Origin of the sequence: Pedobacter sp. (assembly GCF_037719805.1) — a bacterium.
Classification (GTDB): domain Bacteria; phylum Bacteroidota; class Bacteroidia; order Sphingobacteriales; family Sphingobacteriaceae; genus Pedobacter.
In genome coordinates this window covers 512173-534544 of the sequence record NZ_JBBJLZ010000002.1, presented here as the reverse complement: position 1 = coordinate 534544, position 22372 = coordinate 512173, and the positions used below count along the sequence as shown (strand labels likewise).

The 22372-nt window shown below is 43.1% G+C and carries 2 protein-coding genes; both read left to right on the top strand.

What is annotated here, in order from left to right:
* Positions 1-378 precede the first annotated feature (378 nt).
* A complete protein-coding gene (locus tag WKF66_RS07330; RefSeq protein WP_489673775.1) occupies positions 379-1992 on the top strand; it encodes an MBL fold metallo-hydrolase in 1614 nt (537 codons plus the stop codon).
* A 30-nt stretch (positions 1993-2022) separates the two neighbouring features.
* Positions 2023-22368 carry a non-ribosomal peptide synthetase gene (locus tag WKF66_RS07325; RefSeq protein WP_489673774.1) on the top strand — a complete coding sequence of 6782 codons (20346 nt, stop codon included), beginning with the start codon at positions 2023-2025 and terminating at the stop codon, positions 22366-22368.
* Positions 22369-22372 lie beyond the last annotated feature (4 nt).

Below are 22372 nucleotides of genomic sequence, written 5' to 3'. Positions count from 1 at the left end.
TCAGATGCTCCAATACAAGCGGTAATATATCAATCAGATACAAAATTAATGCTAATAGATACTTGCAATTACCACACTCCCAGTTATTATGCGTGATTTTAATAAAATGACTGCATATCCCTTAAAAATGCAACATTCTGTTAAATTGATTCTAAAATTTTTGAAGATGAGTAAGTTTATGCTAAGAATTTTTAAACATTAACTTTTGGATCCTCCAATTACATTATGGGCGAATGCTGATGATTATAAATCGAAAATGAATGATGATAATGCTCACATAATTTCAATGTCTAATTAATCTTATTTTACATATTTCTACTTCTTCAAATTAGTTTTTTGTGTAACTTTATATTCCGATATTCCTTGAACGACTATTTTATGAATGATAAAGTAATGTATTTAAAACCCAATCTAGTTTTAGAACCATTGGTAGATAAATGGTATGCTTGGAGCCATTTAGTTTCCCCGGCTACAGCCGCTATGAACATTCTTGGACGTCATCTTACCATTATTGAATCATATTTATCTGCACCGGATATACATGCAGAAGCCGTTCTTAATCCCAAAATGCGGGGCGGCCCTTTTATGGATTTTGGCGGCAAACGTCTAGATGAAGTAGAAACTCTCGAGCAGGAGTCATATAAAAAGCAGGAAAAAGTGATTCAGTTTGCAAAAGCCGTAAAAGAACTGGATAAATTATTATTGAATGAAGCAAAAGGATACGGTTTAGAAGACCTCTATAAAAAGGTACCGGAACTGTTGAAAGGCTATGTTGAATTATTTTACGACCGTAACAATAATCCAGGCTTCCGATTTTTCGAATCTCTGCTTTACGAAAGTGAGTTTTATAATAAAGCGTCACAAAGTATTGCTTTATGGATCACTAATAATGATGAACGACCATTTTGCTTAAGTACGCCACGTTTGGCAGAGCCAGATGTACTGCATATGGACTTACCTTTTGATCATCCATGCATCGATGAACTGGCCAAAATGAAACGCAGTCCTCAAACGCTGGGTTTTATTAAAGCTATTTGTGGTATACCTCCTGCACAAGAAGCCCTATTTGATAGTTTTTTTACTGAAACTCCTCCTCCTCCTTACGAGAAATATTCAGGCGATAAAATCAGAATGCGTTATTTTGGTCACGCCTGTATCTTGGTAGAAACAAAAGACATTAGCATACTTGTCGATCCATTAATCAGTTATTACGGCTATAATTCATCTGTAGATCATTTCTCTGATGTAGATTTGCCCGATACCATTGATTATGTTTTAATCACTCATAATCATCAGGATCATATCCTGTTCGAAACCTTGCTGCCTTTAAGACACAAAATAAAAAATCTTATTGTGCCAAGAACAAACAGCGGCAAATTGGAAGATCCGGATTTAAGGCTTATGTTTCAAAATGTAGGTTTTAACAATGTGATCGCCATGGATGAGATGGAAACGATAAAATTCAGCGATGCGTTAATTACCGGCTTGCCTTTTATTGGTGAACATTCTGATTTGAATATTTTAACTAAGATGTGTTACTTAATAAAGATAGGTGAATTCAAATTATTATTCCTGGCAGATTCACGTGTAGTTGAACCCGAATTATATAGGAATATTTATCGCCATATCGGCAATGTGGATGTGATGTTTTTGGGTATGGAATGTGATGGTGCACCACTTACCTGGTTATATGGGCCGTTGTTGACTAAGAAACTCGCCAGAGACATGGATGGAAGCAGGCGACTTGCCGGTTCTGACTGCGAAAAAGGTATGGCGCTGGTAGATATATTTAGTCCGAAGGAAGCTTATGTATATGCCATGGGGCAAGAGCCTTGGTGTGAGTTTATAAGTAGTATTAAGTATACCGACGAATCTAATCCAATTGTGCAATCTAACAAGCTTGTAAATTTATGTAGAGCGCGAGGAATAGTAGCAGAGCGATTATTTGGTGAAAAAGAGCTGCTTTATAACAAACAAATTACCACAGTTTAATTTAGATGCTCAAGAGCTGAGCGTTCTCATATGTCAGATACCCATTTTCCTTTGCACCCTGCACAGCAGGAGGTTTATACAGACCAATTTCTAAATATGGATAGCCCCTTATATAATATAGGGGGCTATATTGTATTACGAGGGAAATTAGATAAAGCAAAATTTTATGAAACAATTAATTCGGCTCCTGCAGTATTTGATTGTTTTAAATTAAGATTCAAGCTGGACAAACCAGATTATTTATGTCATTACGAAGAGGATTATACCACATATAATTTATCTGAGCTCGACTTTAGTAAAAAAGAGAACTCAGAAGAGGAGGCAAAGATTTGGGCACAAAGCAGGTTCAATACACCCTTACTTTTAAACCTTGATACTCCCCCTTTTGAACAATACTTATTAAAAATTTCCGACAATGAGCATTGGTTTTTTGGCAAGTATCACCACTTAATTACTGATGGTTATGGCTTTGTTGTTTGGATACAATATATCTCTAAGAAGTATCAATCTTTAATAGCTGAAAATAACCTTGAGTTTTCATATCCTTCCTACAAAGATGAGGCAATTAAAGCTACTCAATATTTACACTCTTCTGATTTTAAAACCGATGCTTCCTATTGGAAAGAAAGGATATTAAATAAACCGGAAAAGCTGCTTCAAAAAAAACGTTTCCATCTAAATAACTTAAACGGAAGCACATCTATCTACAAATTTATTCTCACTAATGATAAAAGGCAACTGCTTGAAGAATTACAACTGAATACAAAAGCCAGTTTGCAACAATTAACTCTTGCAGCATTACTTATTTATTTTGGTAAAACAACCGGAGAAGATGAATTTGTATTCGGCGTGCCTATCCATAAACGCGGATCCAGAGTCTTACGGAATATTGTGGGAATGTTCAGCGGCATCCTTCCTTTTAAAGGGCGTTTTCAGAAACAAAGAATTTTAAAGGATTTTTTAACTGAAATTTCCGGTATTCAGAAAACAGATTATCGCCATCAGAATTACCCTATCGGAGAAATAAGCAGACATTTAAAAGTTAATAACTCTGACGGTTATTTTTATGATGTTGTTGTTAATTATGAGCCTTTAAATTTCGAACTAAACTTTAATGAACAATTACAATCAAGCATTGTCCGTTTAGCCAACGAGGATGAGCGAACTCCTTTACAGCTAGCTTGGCGCGATTATGGCACACAGCAGGCACTAGAGCTTCAGGTTCATTTCAGTCAGGAGTACTTTAGCGCTGAAGAAGCAGAGCTATTCACCAAGCGTATTATTTATATAATTGAACAGTTTTCTGAAAAACTGAACGATACTATTGGAAGTATTCAAATACTTCCCTCTAAAGAGCTAGCCTTACTATCTTCTTACAATTCACCTGCATATCCGTATTCGTCAAATGAAACGTTAGTTGACTTGATTGAACAGCAGATTGAAAGAACCCCTTATAAAATCGCCGTCTTAAATGAAGAAGCACAAATTAGTTATGCAGAACTAAATGAACGTTCTAATCAGCTGGCGCATTATCTGCAAAGTAAGGGCGTTACCGCCGAAACACTTGTGCCAGTATGTCTTGATCGCAATATTAACATGTTAATTGGTATTCTTGGTATTTTGAAATCCGGCGCAGCATACGTTCCGATTGATCCTGAATACCCAAAAGAGCGTATAAGTTATATGCTTGAAGATACCCATGCAACTTTAATAATAAGTAGTGTCTATAGTCGAGCTAGTTTGCCCGATTGTAAAGGAGTTACAGTAATTGAACTGGACGGCATTAATCAAATAAAAATAGCAAACCAGCCGACAAGTAATTTAAAAGGAACAACACGGCCTCACACACTTGCCTACGTAGTTTATACTTCAGGCTCTACAGGCATTCCTAAAGGTGTAATGATTGAGCATTCCAATGCGTTTTCATTCCTTAACTGGTGTCGCCGGGAGTTTTCTGGTAGTATTTTTGAAACTGTTTACGCTACAACCTCTATTTGTTTTGATTTATCAGTATTTGAATTATTTTATCCGTTAACCGTAGGTAAAACATTACGCATACTTGAAAACGGATTAGAGATTGGAAAATATCTATCAAAAGATCCATCGGTTCTGATTAATACGGTACCAAGTGTTGTAGACAGCTTATTAAATGAACGTATAGCCTTGAACCTCGCCTCGGTTATTAATATGGCCGGTGAGCCTGTTCCTTTAAACATCTTACAAAAAATAGATACTGAAAAAACAGAAATCCGTAACTTATACGGCCCAACAGAAGACACCACTTACAGTACGGTCTACCGCTTAAAGAAAAACGCTCCTATCCTTATTGGTAAGCCAATATCCAATACCTACATATATATACTTAGTCAGGATAAAGAATTGTGTCCGATTGGTGTTTCTGGTGAGATTTACATAGGAGGTTCTGGTCTGGCAAGAGGATATTTAAATCAATTAGAATTAACAGATAAAAATTTTCTAGCCGATCCTTTTAGTCCAGAAGCTGGGCCTAAAATCTATAAAACGGGTGATTTGGGAAGATGGTTACCTGATGGAAATATAGAATATTTAAACCGGATCGATTATCAGGTAAAGATAAGGGGCTTTAGAATTGAACCCGGTGAAATTGAAAACGTACTAATGCAAAATAGTGCGGTAAAGCAGGCGGTTGTATTAGCCAAGGAAGATATAACAGGAAATATGCGTTTGATAGCTTATATCGTTCCGGGAGATAAACTTGATAAGGAAGCAATTCAAAACTACCTGCAAAAAAAGGTACCGCATTACATGGTGCCTGCATTATGGGTGGAAATGGAGCATTTCCCATTAACTCTCAATGGAAAGATTGACCGTAAAGCTCTTCCTAATCCTGAAGAAACGGACTTGTTGCATGCGCAATATACTGCACCTCGTAACGATTTGGAAAAGGCGCTTTCTGTAATCTGGCAGCAAGTATTGCAGATTGAACAAGTTGGGGTCCATGATAATTTTTTCGCACTAGGAGGCCATTCACTTCTGGGCATGCAGGTAGTATCAGCTATCCGGCAAGAATTAGCTTTGGAGCTGCCCATAAAAAGCCTGTTTATCCATCCTACAATTGCCGGATTGGCAGCTCAGCTGGGGCAGCAACAAGAGCAACATCTTCTGCCAATTAAGCCACTGCAACACAACGTAGGGTCTATTCCTTTATCTTTTAGCCAGGAGCGGTTATGGTTTATTGACCAATTAGAAGGCAGTGTTCAATATCATCTTCCAGCAGTGTTACGCTTGCGTGGGAAGCTGAGTGTGTCAGCTTTAGAGTCGGCCTTTAAAGCTATCGTTGAGCGTCACGAGATCTTGAGAACAGTTGTTCTTGAGAAGGAAGGGCTTGGTTATCAGGGAATTATAAGCGCCCAAACATGGGGGATGTCAAAATTAGATGGAAAAGCTTATGTTGAGAATGAAGCCTTATTACAGGCCTATATTCAAAAGCAGATCCTTATGCCATTCGACTTGTCTTCTGACTATATGCTACGAGCAGAGTTGGTCAGTTTAGGTAAAGAAGAATACATTTTAATAGTGACCATGCACCATATTGCCTCGGATGCCTGGTCGATGTCTATTATTGTAAAAGAGGTGGCGGAACTTTACAACATTTACAAGCAAAACCGTCCTTCCTCGCTTTCTCCCCTTCCTTTGCAGTATGCAGATTATTCAGTATGGCAGCGTGAGAACCTACAAGGAGCTTTATTGGAGCAAAAACTGAACTATTGGAAAACCAAGCTTAGTGGACTTAAACCCTTGGAACTACCATTAGATTATAGGCGGCCAATCGTACGAAACATGCATGGCGCAACAGTAGGTTTTAGTATTGATAAGGACTTTACGGAACAACTTCAATCGTTTAGCCAGAAGCAGAATGTTACTTTGTTCATGACCCTTCTTTCTGCCTTCAAGGTATTGCTTCATCGCTATAGCGGACAGGAAGACATATGTGTAGGAACTCCAATTGCTAACAGGACTCTGCGTGAAACAGAGAACATGGTTGGGTTCTTTGTGAATACCCTGGCATTACGGAGCGATTTGGGAGGTGACCCTACGTTTAAGAATCTCCTACAAAACATAAGAGATATAGCGCTGGAAGCTTATAAATATCAAGATGCGCCATTTGAGAAGGTTGTGGAAGCGGTGGTTAAAGATCGGGATCAGAGCCGCAGCCCTCTTTTCCAGGTAATGCTGGTACTCCAGAATACACCTTATATTCCGAAACTCGACCTTGGAGAGGTAAAATTGACTTCTGAAGAGTTTGCAAATACTACCTCGAAATTTGATCTCACGTTTACACTGACCACCACAGTATTAGGACTTGAATGCTATGTGGAGTACAATACCGACCTGTACCGCAAAGAGACTATTGAACGCATGATTGGCCATTACACCACTCTATTGCATTCGATATTGAATAATCCTGACCAGCAAATTAGTTCTTTAACATTGCTCGGTGATTCCGAGAAAAATCAGCTTCTTAATGAGTTTAGTGGTTACCCGGCTCAATTTCCCACTGATGAGACCATTGTCAGCCTATTTTATAAACAGGTAATTATAAATCCTCATGCTCTTGCCTTAGTGTTTGAAGACAAGGAAATGACTTACCGGCAGTTGAATGAACGGTCAAATCAGTTGGCTCGTTACCTTCAAATCAAAGGAGTAAAAGCTGAAACACTGGTGGCCATATGTCTGGAACGTGGGTTAGATATGATCATAGGGATTCTTGGCATACTCAAAGCCGGCGGGGCCTATGTTCCAATTGATCCGGAATATCCGCAAGAACGGATAAACTTTATGCTTGAGGATACTAAAGCTAACCTATTGATAACGAGTCTTGAATGCAGAGGCAAGATTACTGACCACGAAGGTATTACACTCATAGAGCTTGATGGAAAAGATCAGGAAAAGATTGACCGTCACGAGTTAACGAATCTACCCGACGTTAGTTTTCCACGTAACCTAGCGTATGTGATTTATACTTCCGGATCTACCGGTAAGCCTAAGGGGGTAATGATTGAGCACGGTGGGGTCGTTAATCTGACATATACCCAAATTAAACCTTTGGAATTACACACAGGTATTAGTGTTTTTCAATTTGCATCTTTTAGTTTCGACGCTTCCTGCTACGAGATTTTCTGTACTCTGTTATCCGGGGGAAAACTAGTGTTAGCCAGAAAAGAAACGCTTTTGGATGTGAAAGCACTTGGAAATATTCTTAAAAAGCATCAGATAGAATTGATAACACTTCCTCCAAGCTATCAATCCATGCTTAGAGATGATATATTCAGTGTAAAAACGATTGTATCAGCGGGTGAGATTCTTAATACTGGACACGTAACGGCATTACAGAAAAAAGGAGTAAAAGTAATTAACGCTTATGGCCCAACTGAAAACACTGTGTGCGCAGTCTTATCAGAAAACCCAATTGATGAACATGGACGCATATCAATCGGCAAGCCTCTTTCGAATGTATCGGTATATATTGTAGATAAGGTTGGCCAGTTGTTACCCATTGGGGTAGCAGGCGAGTTGTGGATCGGCGGAGTGCAGGTTGGGAGGGGCTATTTGAACCGTCCGGAACTGAGTGCAGAAAAGTTCATAAGTAATCCCTTCAGTTTAGAAGGCGGTCGTTTATATAAGACAGGAGATTTATGCCGCTGGTTACCTGATGGGAACATCGAATTTCTTGGCCGTATCGATCATCAGGTCAAGATTCGCGGTTACCGTATCGAGCTTGGCGAGATCGAGAGTGTATTGCAGGAGCATCCATCAGTAAGCCAGGCCGTAGTATTGGCCCGCAAAGATGCACAAGGCAATAATCGCTTGGTAGGGTATACGGTACCAGCAGAAGGCAGCACGTTTGATAAAGTAGAGATTCAAACCTACCTGTCCTCCCGTCTGCCGGATTATATGATACCTCAGTTGTGGGTAGAGCTCAGGGAACTTCCTTTGACATCCAGCGGCAAGGCAGACCGTAAGGCTTTACCTGATCCCGATGTGAGCGATCAGTTAAAAGATCAGTATGTTGCTCCGGTAACAGAAAGCCAAATCTCCTTGGCCAGGATCTGGCAGCAGCTCCTTAATGTTGACCAGGTAGGAATTCATGATAACTTTTTCGAGCTGGGAGGTCATTCCCTTCTTGCCATGCGTGTCATCTCTACGGTAAGACGTGAACTTGATCAGGAGCTGTCGATAAAATCTTTATTTCAATACCCCACCATTGCCTTGCTGTCGAAGCATCTGGAAGAGCAGGAACAAGAGTCCGTACTGCCCGCTATTATAGTTGGCCCTCGTCCTTCCTTAATACCCTTATCTTATAGTCAGGAGCGGTTGTGGTTTATAGACCAGTTAGGAGGAAGTGTCCATTACCACCTGCCTTCAGTGCTGCGACTAAGTGGGAAGCTGGATAAAGGCGCCCTGTCACAGTCCCTTGCCTCCATCATTGAGCGCCATGAAGTATTGCGCACGGTGATTAGAGAAGAAGAAGGACAGGCCTATCAGAATATCCGTCCGGGCCGGCAGTGGAGCCTTCGGGAGTTAGCAGCCCCCTCCTGGAAAGAAGAAGAGCTTACCTCACATATCAGCGGCGAGATCAGTTTACCATTTGATTTGAGCAAAGATTACATGCTACGGGCTCTGCTGATCAGTCAGGCAGAAGAAGACCATCTTCTGGTGGTGACGATTCACCACATTGCTTCCGATGCCTGGTCAAGCTCGATATTGGTCAGGGAAATGATAGAACTTTACAGTTCCTATCAAGAGGGCCGCAAACCCAATCTGCCAACCCTTCCTCTCCAGTATGCCGACTATTCGCTGTGGCAGCGAGCATACCTGCAGGGCGAGATACTAGCCTCCAAGCTGTCTTACTGGAAGTCGAAGCTTGATGGGTTAAGTGTTCTTCAGCTGCCTACGGATTATGTTCGGCCGGCCGTTCAGAGCACACGCGGGGATTCATTCGCATTCAGCATCGACCAAAACCTATCAGCATCTCTTCAGGCACTGAGCCAGGCCGAAGGTGTGACTCTATACATGACCCTGCTTGCCGCGTTCAAAATATTGCTTTACCGGTACAGCGGACAGGAAGATATTTGTGTAGGCAGCCCCGTTGCAGGGCGCAGCCACCATGAAATCGAAGGTTTAATCGGTTTCTTTGTCAATACGCTGGCTCTGAGAACAGAGCTTAGCGGAGACAGTTCATTCACCACGGTGTTACAATCGGTTAAAGAAACTACCCTGGAGGCCTACAACCACCAGGAGGTACCTTTTGAGAAAGTGGTAGAGGCAGTGGTTCGTGAACGTGATCCCAGTCGCAGTCCGCTCTTCCAGGTCATGCTTGTGTTACAGAACACCCCTGATGTTCCAGAGCTTCGCTTGGGAGAGGTGTCCTTAAGTCCGAAAGTTTTCAGTCAAGATATTTCCAAGTTTGAGATGTCTTTTAATATGATTGAGACTAATAACGGTCTTCAGGGATCAGTCGAATACAATACTGACCTGTACTCACAACAGACCATACAGCGGATGACCACCCACTTTGCAAACCTGCTGGACTCTATAATAAGATTTCCTTCAGGGGAAATAAGATCCTTTGATTTGCTAAGTGGTTCGGAAAGGTCGATGCTTCTGGAAGAATTCCAGGGACCAAAGAGTTCCTATCCTATAGATAAAACAATTACAGACCTGTTTGAAAAACAGGTATTGGAGAGTCCGGATGCCATAGCAGTAGCATTTGAGGATACCCAGCTAACTTATAATTCTCTAAATATAAGAGCAAACCAGCTTGCTCATTACCTATTGAGCAAGGGAGCAGCACGCGGGCAACTCATTCCAATATGTATTGAGCGTAGCACTGAAATGATTGTAGGCATTTTGGGAATCCTAAAGGCCGGATGTGCCTATGTTCCTATAGACCCGGATTATCCTCAAGAACGTATCAATTATATGCTTGAGGATACTCAGGCATCTTTGGTGTTAAGCAGCCGGTCAACTAAATGGAAACTAAGCCAGTTAAAGGACGAAGAGATCATCGATCTGCGTACAATAGATCTCAAAGATCAGCCTGAGCTGAATCCTGATACTGGTTTATCATCTTCAGATCTAGCGTATGTGATCTATACATCCGGATCTACCGGTAAACCCAAGGGAACGATGAATGAACACCGGGGGATTGTAAACCGGTTGGCATGGGCACAGGATTATTTCAGACTAAGCAGTGAAGATTCGATTCTACAAAAAACCACCTATAGTTTTGACGTTTCAGTATGGGAGCTTTTATGGCCTTTACTTGCAGGAGCCAGGCTGGTATTTGCCAAGCCGGGAGGTCATAAAGACAACGAGTATTTAAAAGATATTATTAACAGGGAAAAGATAACGATGCTGCATTTTGTGCCATCGATGTTAAGCGCCTTTTTAACTGAATTTCAGGAAGGAGAATGTCCCGGTCTGAAACGAGTATTATGCAGCGGGGAAGTGTTAAGCCCAGCTCAGGCAGCCTTATTCAAAGAAAAATTACCATCTTCAGAGTTGCATAATTTATATGGGCCAACAGAGGCAGCCATAGATGTAACTTACTGGAGCATGCCGGCTGAGGCAGAGGATGTTAGTATAGTGCCGATTGGCAAGCCTCTTTCTAACGTATCGGTATATATTGTAGATAAGGTTGGCCAGTTGGTACCCATTGGGGTACCAGGCGAGTTGTGGATCGGCGGAGTGCAGGTTGGGAGGGGCTATTTGAACCGTCCGGAACTGAGTGCAGAAAAGTTCATAAGTAATCCCTTCAGTTTAGAAGGCGGTCGTTTATATAAGACAGGAGATTTATGCCGCTGGTTACCTGATGGGAACATCGAATTTCTTGGCCGTATCGATCATCAGGTCAAGATTCGCGGTTACCGTATCGAGCTTGGCGAGATCGAGAGTGTATTGCAGGAGCATCCATCAGTAAGCCAGGCCGTAGTATTGGCCCGCAAAGATGCACAAGGCAATAATCGCTTGGTAGGGTATACGGTACCAGCAGAAGGCAGCACGTTTGATAAAGTAGAGATTCAAACCTACCTGTCCTCCCGTTTGCCGGATTATATGATACCTCAGTTGTGGGTAGAGCTCAGGGAACTTCCTTTAACATCAAGCGGCAAGGCAGACCGTAAGGCTTTACCTGATCCTGATGTGAGCGATCAGTTAAAAGATCAGTATGTTGCTCCCGTAACAGAAAGTCAAATCGCCTTGGCCAGGATCTGGCAGCAGCTCCTTAATGTTGACCAGATAGGAATTCATGATAACTTTTTCGAGCTGGGGGGCGATTCGATTCTAACAATACAGGTCATAAGTCGTATGCGTAGTGCCGGCTATGAGCTTCAGCCAAAAGATATATTTACAAGACAGACAATAAGCCGCTTGTCTAAGTTGTTATCGATTGGGTCCGCTGCAACCATATCGGGAGAAGAGGGAGTATTAAAGGGATCTGCTAAGCTACTGCCCATTCAACGCTGGTATTTAGAACAATCTCAAGATCCGATTTCTTATTTTAACCAAAGCGTTTTATTACAGATAGATAAGAGTATAACAACTCCGATACTTATAGATGCATTCCAGCAGTTACTTGACCATCATGATGCGCTCCGATTTGTTTATACAAAAGTAGAAAATGAGTGGTATCAGGAGTATGGAAAAGGACAATTAGAGCTGGTAACTGAAAATCTGCAGCTAATCGATATGGACTCGCTGCCAAACCGTATACTCGAGTGCGCAGACCGTATTCAACAAAGTCTGGACATCACAACAGGTCGCCTTATAGGGATATTATGGATACAGACACCATCCGTTGAAAGCCATAACCGTTTATTAATCGTCATCCATCACCTGGCAATAGATGGGGTTTCCTGGCGGATTGTGCTAGAGGATCTACAGCGCTTATTGGCGGGCATCAAAAATAAACAGTCTGTCAACCTTGGGCCCAAGAGCAGTTCGTACCGCCAATGGTATGAAGCTCTCGAGTTGTATGGAAAAAGCGAAAGTATATTAGCTCAGGAAACCTACTGGTCAAAGATTTTAAAAAACTACAAACCTTTAATTACTGATAAACTGTACGAGAGAAAAGTGCAGGTAAAAAATTTAAGTCAGGTGATGCGTAGTTTGGATACTGACCAAACACGACTATTATTACAGGAGGTTCCTCGGGTTTATCATACCGAGGTTAACGACATCTTGCTAGCGGCTTTAGCCCAGACTTTGTGTGAATGGCAGAACACTAAAGCTATTGTCATCGGCCTTGAAGGACACGGAAGAGAACAAATCTCTGAAAAGGTTGATATCAGTCGTTCGGTAGGGTGGTTTACCAGTCTTTATCCTGTGTTGCTTCAAACAGGCGCTGTGCAAGAAGATGGAGATCTGATAAAGACGATCAAAGAACTGTTGCGTCAAGTGCCAGATAAAGGCGTTGGTTACGGCGTATTGCGCTATATTACCGGGAAGTCTGCACTACAAGAGACTGATCCGTGGGATATAATATTTAACTATTTGGGACAGCTTGATACTACCTTAAGTGAAGATAGTGTATTGCAAAGTAGTATTGAGTCATCGGGTTCCTCCCAGAGCGATTTACATCTAGTGAGGGAAAAGCTCTTCGTAAGCAGTTCTGTTCAAGAAGGGCAATTAGTTCTTCAGTGGCGATATAGCACCCTTCATTATCACACCTCTACCATAGAATCGCTGATTGAAAATTATCAGAAGAATCTGCAATCTCTAATCTCACATTGTATAGATCAAGGTAAGAAAAGCGTGGTTTATACTCCTTCGGATTATGGCCTGGGTACAGTTATAACTTATCAGGAACTTGATAGATTTTTAGAGGAACCAGTTAACGGAAAGAAGAGAGAAGCTCAGATAGCAGGTCTCTACGGGTTAAGTGGCTTGCAGCAAGGGATGCTATTTCATGGTCTTTACGATGGAAGAGCTGGTTCATATGTGGAGCAGCTTAGTTGTGATGTGATTGGAGTAAAAGATCCAAAAGTTATTTTTAATAGTTGGAATGATTTATTAGCCCGTCATAGTATACTTCGGAGTAGCTTTCATTACGATGAATTTGCTGTACCAATACAATGTGTTTACCGGGAGGCCACATTGCCAATAACAGAACTGGACTATCGGAATATATCATCTTCCGAGCAACTTATTGCACTAGAAGAGTACCAGCTTGCCGACCGTGCTAGAGGCTTTGACTTTAAGGATGCACCACTAATGCGACTGGCTTTTATTCGTTTAAGTGCCGACCGTTACAGGATGCTTTTGACCTACCATCATATTTTATTTGATGGCTGGTCTTTGCCTATCCTTCTTGAAGAATTTTTAAATACCTACGATCTGTTGTCGAGTGGTATAGAAGCACTAAGATTTGAAGAAGACAGGTATGAAGATTATATCAGGTATATTGAAAGCAGGGATAAATTTGCTGCGGAACTCTATTGGAAGAAGTATTTACAGCGGGTAGAGCAGCCTACTCTTCTTCCCTTTATAGGAGCAACATTAGAGCGCACAAAAGGTGCGGGGGTGTATAAAGCTGAGCATTTACGCTTTGGATTTAAGCAAACTTCCCGTATATCAGATTATGCACATACTCATCATCTGACCTTGAATACCATTATGCAGGGCATATGGTCCTTCCTTCTGCACCGTTATACTGGAAGTAAAGATATCCTCTATGGAGTGATCGTATCCGGCCGGCCGGAAGAGTTGCCTGGGGTGGAGCAGCGCGTAGGAATGTATATTAACACTCTGCCTCTTCATTCAATAATTGAAGAAAATCAACCAATCACCGAGTGGTTGCAGGCTATTCAGAATGGCCAAGTATCATCCCGTCAGTACCAGTACACTCCTTTACAGGATATACAGCGCTGGACCGGAGTTCAGGGAGATCTATTTGACAGTTTACTGGTCTTCGAAAACTATCCGGTAAGTAAAGTGATCTCATCAGCACAATGGAGTCTGCAAGTTGAGAATGTTCAGATACAGGAACAAGTCAATTATCCGCTTAGCATCAGGATAGCTGTTGGGGAAGAAATTAACATCAGTTTCAGTTACAACTCCGGATTGTTAAAGAAAGAGTATGTACAGGAAATAAGTGAACATTTTGAACATGTCTTGTGGCAGATACTAAGGAATAGTGAAGCCAGGCTAAGTGCCATAAATTTGCTGACAGCACGCGAAAAGAAACGTCTTTTGAAAAATTTTAACGGGCAAGAGGCTTCTTATCCCGATAAGACAATTGCAGCTCTGTTTGAGGAACAGGTTTTAAAAACCCCTGAATCAGTAGCAATAGTCTATGAAGAAATTGAGCTAACCTATAAAACACTTAATACAAGAGCTAACCAGCTTGCCCATTACCTGTTAAACAAGGGAGTAGAATGTGAGACCTTAATTCCCATATGTATTGAACGCAGTGCTGAGATGATCGTAGGTATTTTAGGTATCATCAAAGCAGGCTGTGCCTATGTACCGATTGGTCCGGGTTACCCTGTTGAACCTATTAATTATATGCTCGAAGATACCGGAGCCACCCTTGTTTTGAGCAGCAGCTTAAGTAAGGAGAAGCTGAACCATGCAGGAGGTATACAGATTATTGAGTTGGATACGATTGATTTTAGCGATCAGTCAGAACACAACCCTGAGACCGGTTTATCATCTTCGAACCTGGCTTATGTAATCTATACTTCGGGATCTACAGGTCGGCCAAAAGGGGTAATGATTGAACATGGATCAGTAGCCAACTTCCTTTATACCCAGGGAAGGTATTTTAATATCGGAGAAGATGAGCGCATACTGCAATTTTCCAATTACACTTTTGATGCATCTGTTGAGCAAATATTTTTAGCCTTGCTTAATGGCAGTTCGTTGATCATGTTTGCAGAGGGATTACAACAAGATCCAAGACTTTTTGAAGATTTTTTACAAGAAAAAGCGATCACCCATTTACACGCTACCCCGTTGTTCCTGGAAAATATAAATGGAGGCAGTTATAAGAGCTTAAGGCGTGTAATTGCCGGCGGTGATGTATGCAGAAAAGGCCTTGCTGCCAGATGGAAAGATAAAGTTAAGTTTTATAATAAGTACGGACCCACCGAAACTACAGTAACAGCCCTGGAATATCATGAAATTAGTATTCAAAATAACGATCATTTACCGATTGGCAAGCCTCTTTCCAATGTATCGGTATATATTGTAGATAAGGTTGGCCAGTTGTTACCCATTGGGGTAGCAGGCGAGTTGTGGATCGGCGGAGTGCAGGTTGGGAGGGGCTATTTGAACCGTCCGGAACTGAGTGCAGAAAAGTTCATAAGTAATCCCTTCAGTTTAGAAGGCGGTCGTTTATATAAGACAGGAGATTTATGCCGCTGGTTACCTGATGGGAACATCGAATTTCTTGGCCGTATCGATCATCAGGTCAAGATTCGCGGTTACCGTATCGAGCTTGGCGAGATCGAGAGTGTATTGCAGGAGCATCCATCAGTAAGCCAGGCCGTAGTATTGGCCCGCAAAGATGCACAAGGCAATAATCGCTTGGTAGGGTATACGGTACCAGCAGAAGGCAGCACGTTTGATAAAGTAGAGATTCAAACCTACCTGTCCTCCCGTCTGCCGGATTATATGATACCTCAGTTGTGGGTAGAGCTCAGGGAACTTCCTTTGACATCCAGCGGCAAGGCAGACCGTAAGGCTTTACCTGATCCCGATGTGAGCGATCAGTTAAAAGATCAGTATGTTGCTCCGGTAACAGAAAGCCAAATCTCCTTGGCCAGGATCTGGCAGCAGCTCCTTAATGTTGACCAGGTAGGAATTCATGATAACTTTTTCGAGCTGGGAGGTCATTCCCTTCTTGCCATGCGTGTCATCTCTACGGTAAGACGTGAACTTGATCAGGAGCTGTCGATAAAATCTTTATTTCAATACCCCACCATTGCCTTGCTGTCGAAGCATCTGGAAGAGCAGGAACAAGAGTCCGTACTGCCCGCTATTATAGTTGGCCCTCGTCCTTCCTTAATACCCTTATCTTATAGTCAGGAGCGGTTGTGGTTTATAGACCAGTTAGGAGGAAGTGTCCATTACCACCTGCCTTCAGTGCTGCGACTAAGTGGGAAGCTGGATAAAGGCGCCCTGTCACAGTCCCTTGCCTCCATCATTGAGCGCCATGAAGTATTGCGCACGGTGATTAGAGAAGAAGAAGGACAGGCCTATCAGAATATCCGTCCGGGCCGGCAGTGGAGCCTTCGGGAGTTAGCAGCCCCCTCCTGGAAAGAAGAAGAGCTTACCTCACATATCAGCGGCGAGATCAGTTTACCATTTGATTTGAGCAAAGATTACATGCTACGGGCTCTGCTGATCAGTCAGGCAGAAGAAGACCATCTTCTGGTGGTGACGATTCACCACATTGCTTCCGATGCCTGGTCAAGCTCGATATTGGTCAGGGAAATGATAGAACTTTACAGTTCCTATCAAGAGGGCCGCAAACCCAATCTGCCAACCCTTCCTCTCCAGTATGCCGACTATTCGCTGTGGCAGCGAGCATACCTGCAGGGCGAGATACTAGCCTCCAAGCTGTCTTACTGGAAGTCGAAGCTTGATGGGTTAAGTGTTCTTCAGCTGCCTACGGATTATGTTCGGCCGGCCGTTCAGAGCACACGCGGGGATTCATTCGCATTCAGCATCGACCAAAACCTATCAGCATCTCTTCAGGCACTGAGCCAGGCCGAAGGTGTGACTCTATACATGACCCTGCTTGCCGCGTTCAAAATATTGCTTTACCGGTACAGCGGACAGGAAGATATTTGTGTAGGCAGCCCCGTTGCAGGGCGCAGCCACCATGAAATCGAAGGTTTAATCGGTTTCTTTGTCAATACGCTGGCTCTGAGAACAGAGCTTAGCGGAGACAGTTCATTCACCACGGTGTTACAATCGGTTAAAGAAACTACCCTGGAGGCCTACAACCACCAGGAGGTACCTTTTGAGAAAGTGGTAGAGGCAGTGGTTCGTGAACGTGATCCCAGTCGCAGTCCTTTATTTCAGGTGATGCTTGTGTTAGGTAATACTCCGGACATTCCAGACTTAAGGTTCAGTGAACTCAATTTGTCGGATTATGCCCTTGAACAAACAACTGTTAAGTTCGATCTGACGTTCTTTATTAGTGAAACCAACACTGGCTTACAAGGAATGGTACAATATAGTACCGACTTATACAAAACAGAAACAATACAGCGAATGACGGGTCATTTTATGACCCTTTTAGAGTCGATCGCTTTCTTTCCAAAGGCGGAGGTAGGATCAATACAGATGCTTGGCAGGTCAGAGCAACAGACCCTGCTATCTGGAATCAACACTTCTAATGTAATATACCCAAAAGAAAAAACGATTCTAGACTTTTTTGAAGAGCAGGCGTTAAAGAGTCCTGACTCAGTAGCGGTAGTTTTTGAGGGAGAGAAGTTAACGTATCGGTCACTTGCGGTTAGGTCTAACCAATTGGCCCACTATCTTTTGAGCAAAGGTGCAGAGCTTGAGAGCCTCATACCAATATGTATCGAACGCAGCACTGATATGATTGTTGGCATCCTTGGAATCATGAAAGCAGGATGTGCCTATGTTCCTATAGACACTGATTATCCGCAGAATCGGATTAATTATATGCTCGAAGATACAAAGGCCAGGATAGTAGTGAGCAGCAGTACGAGCTCTTGGAAACTGCCATATGCGGCAACGCTGGAGGTGATTGAGTTAGACGGAGACCGTGTAACACTGAGACAGCAAAGTACAGATCGGCCTCAAATAAGCGCTAAAGCAAGTCATTTAGCATATGTAATCTATACCTCCGGCTCTACAGGTATGCCCAAAGGCGTATTGGTAGAACACAGTCAACTGCTGGACTACGTATTCGGCCTTGATGCCCGAACGGGTATTAACAACTGTAGTTCTTTTGCGCTGGTTTCAACCACTGCAACCGATTTAGGGAATACCATGCTTTTTAGTTGGCTGGTATTTGGGGGCGCATTACATATATTCTCTAAGGAGACGGTTAGCGATGCCGAGGCTCTTCATAACTATTTTGAGGAACATGATATTGATTGTTTAAAGATAGTCCCCTCACACTGGAAAGCCCTTAGTCCTGACAATAGTTTAGTACTACCTAACCGACTGCTTATATTCGGAGGAGAGGCGCTGCCAGTGGGAATTATCGAATCAATCAGGCTATCCGGATCAACCTGTCGTATCGTGAACCATTACGGTCCTACAGAGACGACGATTGGGAAGTTATTGCACGAAGTAGATTTAGAGCGGGAGTATGACCAGACGATCCCAATCGGGACACCATTTTCCAACACCAGAGTTTACATTTTAAGCAGGGATAATTCCTTATGTCCAATAGGGGTACCAGGCCAGCTATACATTGGCGGCTTCGGCCTTGCCCGAGGATATTTAAATAACGAAGCCTTAAGCAGCGAAAAGTTTATTCCGGATCCCTTCAATAGCCAAGAGCCATCGCTGCTCTATAGTACCGGCGACCAGGTCAAATACGAGACAGACGGAAACATCACCTTTATCGGACGGGTAGACAACCAGGTAAAGATACGAGGCTACAGGATCGAACCCGGTGAGATAGAAAACACTATCCTGCAGAGCGGCTATGTAAGCCAGGTCGTAGTGTTGAACCATGCTGATAAGCAGGGGAACAATAAACTGGCAGGGTACATTGTAACTGAGGCCGGCTTTTCCAGAGAAGAGCTGATGGGTTATTTGAAAAAAATGCTGCCCGAATATATGATCCCTTCTAATATCATAGAGTTGGATGCCCTGCCCCGGACAGCAAATGGAAAAGTAGACCGACACGCCCTGCCTGATCCCGATTCAGGAAGTCAGGCAGGAGAAAGCTATACCGCTCCCGTTACAGCAACCCAGCAGCAGCTATCAGTGATATGGGCAGATATCTTAGAAGTAGACCAGGTAGGCCTGCATGATGATTTCTTTGAACTAGGAGGACACTCACTTCTGGCCGTACGCCTGATGTCGGTGATCCGAAAAAACTTTTCAGCCGAGTTAGCTATCAGTGATATCTTTGACTATCCCACGGTAGGTCAGCTATCGGCCCATCTGGATCAGCAGCAGCAGGAAGAAACCCTTCCGGGCATAAAGGCAGTAGATCCGCGGCCGGCACAAATCCCCCTCTCCTTCAGCCAGGAGCGTCTGTGGTTTATCGATCAGCTCGGCGGGAGCCAGCAGTATCACATCCCAGCCGTGCTCCGTTTACAAGGAAATTTAAACATCCGAGCCCTTGAACATGCCCTAAAAGGCTGCATTGAGCGGCATGAGATCCTTCGGACGGTAGTCCGGCAGGAGGAAGGCCAGGGATACCAGTATATTCAGAGCGCCCCGGAATGGCAATTGGCCAAAACCAAAGGGGATAACCTGACACACGAGCAGCTAGAGGCCCATATCCGGGAACAAGTCACCGCCCCCTTTAACCTCTCATCAGACTACATGCTTCGGGCGGAGTTGATCAGCCAGGCTGCAGAAGAACATCTGCTGGTAGTGACGATGCACCATATCGCCTCAGACGGATGGTCTCGTTCAGTGCTGGTAAAAGAAGTAGCTGAGCTTTACCGATCTTATGTCGAGGGTCGGCCTGCCGGCTTAGCTCATTTACCTGTTCAGTATGCCGATTACGCCATCTGGCAGCGGAGCCACCTTCAGGGCCGAATCCTGGAAAAGAAACTCGATTACTGGAAGAACAAGCTCTCTGGCGTAAGCCCGCTGCAGTTACCCACCGATTACAGTCGTCCTGCCCTCCAGGGCAGAGCAGGAGCGATGTACCATTTCCAGCTCGATATAAGCCTGAGCAGCCAGCTTAAAGACCTCAGTCTGTCCTCAGGAGCCACCCTTTATATGACTCTGCTCTCTGCCTTTAAAGTATTACTTTATCGCTACAGCGGTCAGGAGGATATTTGCGTAGGCAGCCCAGTAGCAGGGCGCAGCCACTTGGAGATCGAAGGCCTGATCGGCTTTTTTGTCAATACGCTGGCTCTTCGGAGCCAATTAAACAGCCGGATGAGCTACCTTGAACTTTTAGAAAGCGTAAAAGCTACCACGCTTGAAGCTTATAATCATCAGGAAGTACCTTTTGAGCGTGTAGTGGAAGCCGTAGTAAAAGATCGGGACCAGAGCCGAAGCCCCTTGTTCCAGGTCATGTTTCTATTACAGAATACTCCCGAAGTACCTGAGCTGCGCTTAGGTGAAGTAGCGTTGCGAGGAGAAGATACAGGACACGCCACCTCCAAATTCGATCTGACCTTCGGAGCACAAGAGACATCTGATGGCCTTCAGTGCCAGGTAGAATACAGTACAGAATTATATAGCCTGGAAACGATTAGCCGGATGGCCGGTCACTTCCAACGACTGCTGACCTCGATTGTCAGCCATCCGGGCAAGGCGATCAGCGATCATATTATGTTAAGCCCGGCCGAAGAAAAACAGTTACTCCAGGACTTTAACGCAACAGAAGCAGCATATCCTCAAGCAGCCACAATCGTAAGCTTATTTGAAGAACAAGCAGGACGGAGCTCCGGAGCCACGGCGGTAGTATTTGAAGAAGAAACACTCAGCTATGAAGAGTTAAACGAGCGATCCAATCAACTGGCCCGTTACCTGCAAAAGCGAGGAGCAGGCCCCGAGACGCTGGTTCCCGTTTGTTTAGAGCGGAGTCTAAATATGATCATCGGTGTGCTTGGCATACTTAAAGCCGGAGCTGCGTATGTTCCTATCGACCCGGAGTATCCGATCGACAGAATCAGCTATATGCTGAAAGACAGCGGCGCAGGCATTATGCTAAGCAGCGGCACTATATTAAAGAGTCTACCTCTGCCAGAAGGGATGGAAGCCATTGATGTGGAAGCAGCTAAAGAAGCTATTGCTCAGGAGAGCACACAAGACCTTCCTCTTGCCGCTCAACCTCATAATCTGGCTTATGTAATTTATACCTCTGGTTCTACAGGCAAACCAAAGGGGGTTAAAATGCCGGTAAGTAGTTTAGTGAATTTACTATGGTGGCAGGAGCAACAATTTAAAACTCATAGCAGACGGGTTTTACAATTTGCGAGTATTACATTCGATGTAAGTTTTCAGGAAATATTTTCTACGCTTTGTTTCGGAAGCGAACTATATTTGATAGGAGCAGATAGGAGAAGGGACATGAGTGAAATTGTGAAATTGATAGAAAAGAAGGCTATCACTCATTTGTTTGTTCCTTATATTGTATTGAAAAACCTTGCGGAATATATAAACCAGGCAGGTTATCGACCAGTTTCTCTACAACAAATTATTGTAGCCGGAGAACAGTTGAAGCTAACAAATGATATACAAGATCTAGGCATCAAAAACGGAATCAGATTTATCAATCAATATGGACCAACAGAGGCACATGTGGTTACCAGTTATGTAATAAATAACGATGACAGGTCAATATTACCCCCAATAGGCCGGCCAATTGATAATTTAAACATACACATAATTAATAAGGACGGTAAGTTAGTACCCATTGGCGTTCCCGGCGAAATTTGTATCGGAGGAGCAGGCTTGGCAAACGGATATTTAAATCGCGAAGAGTTAACCGCTGAAAAATTTGTAGAAAATCCATTTAGTAGTAAACCTAATGCCAGGATATATAAGACAGGCGACTTAGGCAGCTGGTTACCTGATGGAAATATCAGATATATTGGAAGAATTGATGAACAGGTAAAAATTCGGGGCTTTAGGGTTGAGTTAGGCGAAATAGAGAGCGTTCTGCAAGAGCATGATAAAATAAAGCAGGCTGTAGTTATAGCTAAAGAAAGCACTGAAGGTAATAAAAGACTGATTGCCTATGTAGTACCACAAGATGTATATAAAAAAGAAGATCTGGTAAATTACCTTAAGGAGCGACTGCCGGAATATATGGTGCCTGCCTTATGGATAGAACTGGAACATTTACCGGTTACAAAAAATGGAAAGGTTGATAAACGAGCATTACCTGACATTGAATTTAGTAACCCATTAAGCGATGAGTACATTGCTCCGCAAACGGAAACTGAGTTAACCTTGGCGGAAATGTGGAAGGAGCTTTTAGGTGTTGAACGGGTGAGTGTGCATGATAATTTTTTCGAAATAGGCGGTCACTCCTTAATGGTTATTAAGATGGTCTCCCATATTAAGAAAGAGTTTGAATTATCAATACCAATCTCGGTACTATTTAAATTTACTACTATTGGCGAGTTAAGTAAATATTTGGAATGGGAAAAAAGTACTAGCCAAATTGAGGATACAAGTTCTTTTGAAGAGTTAGATTTATAAAAGT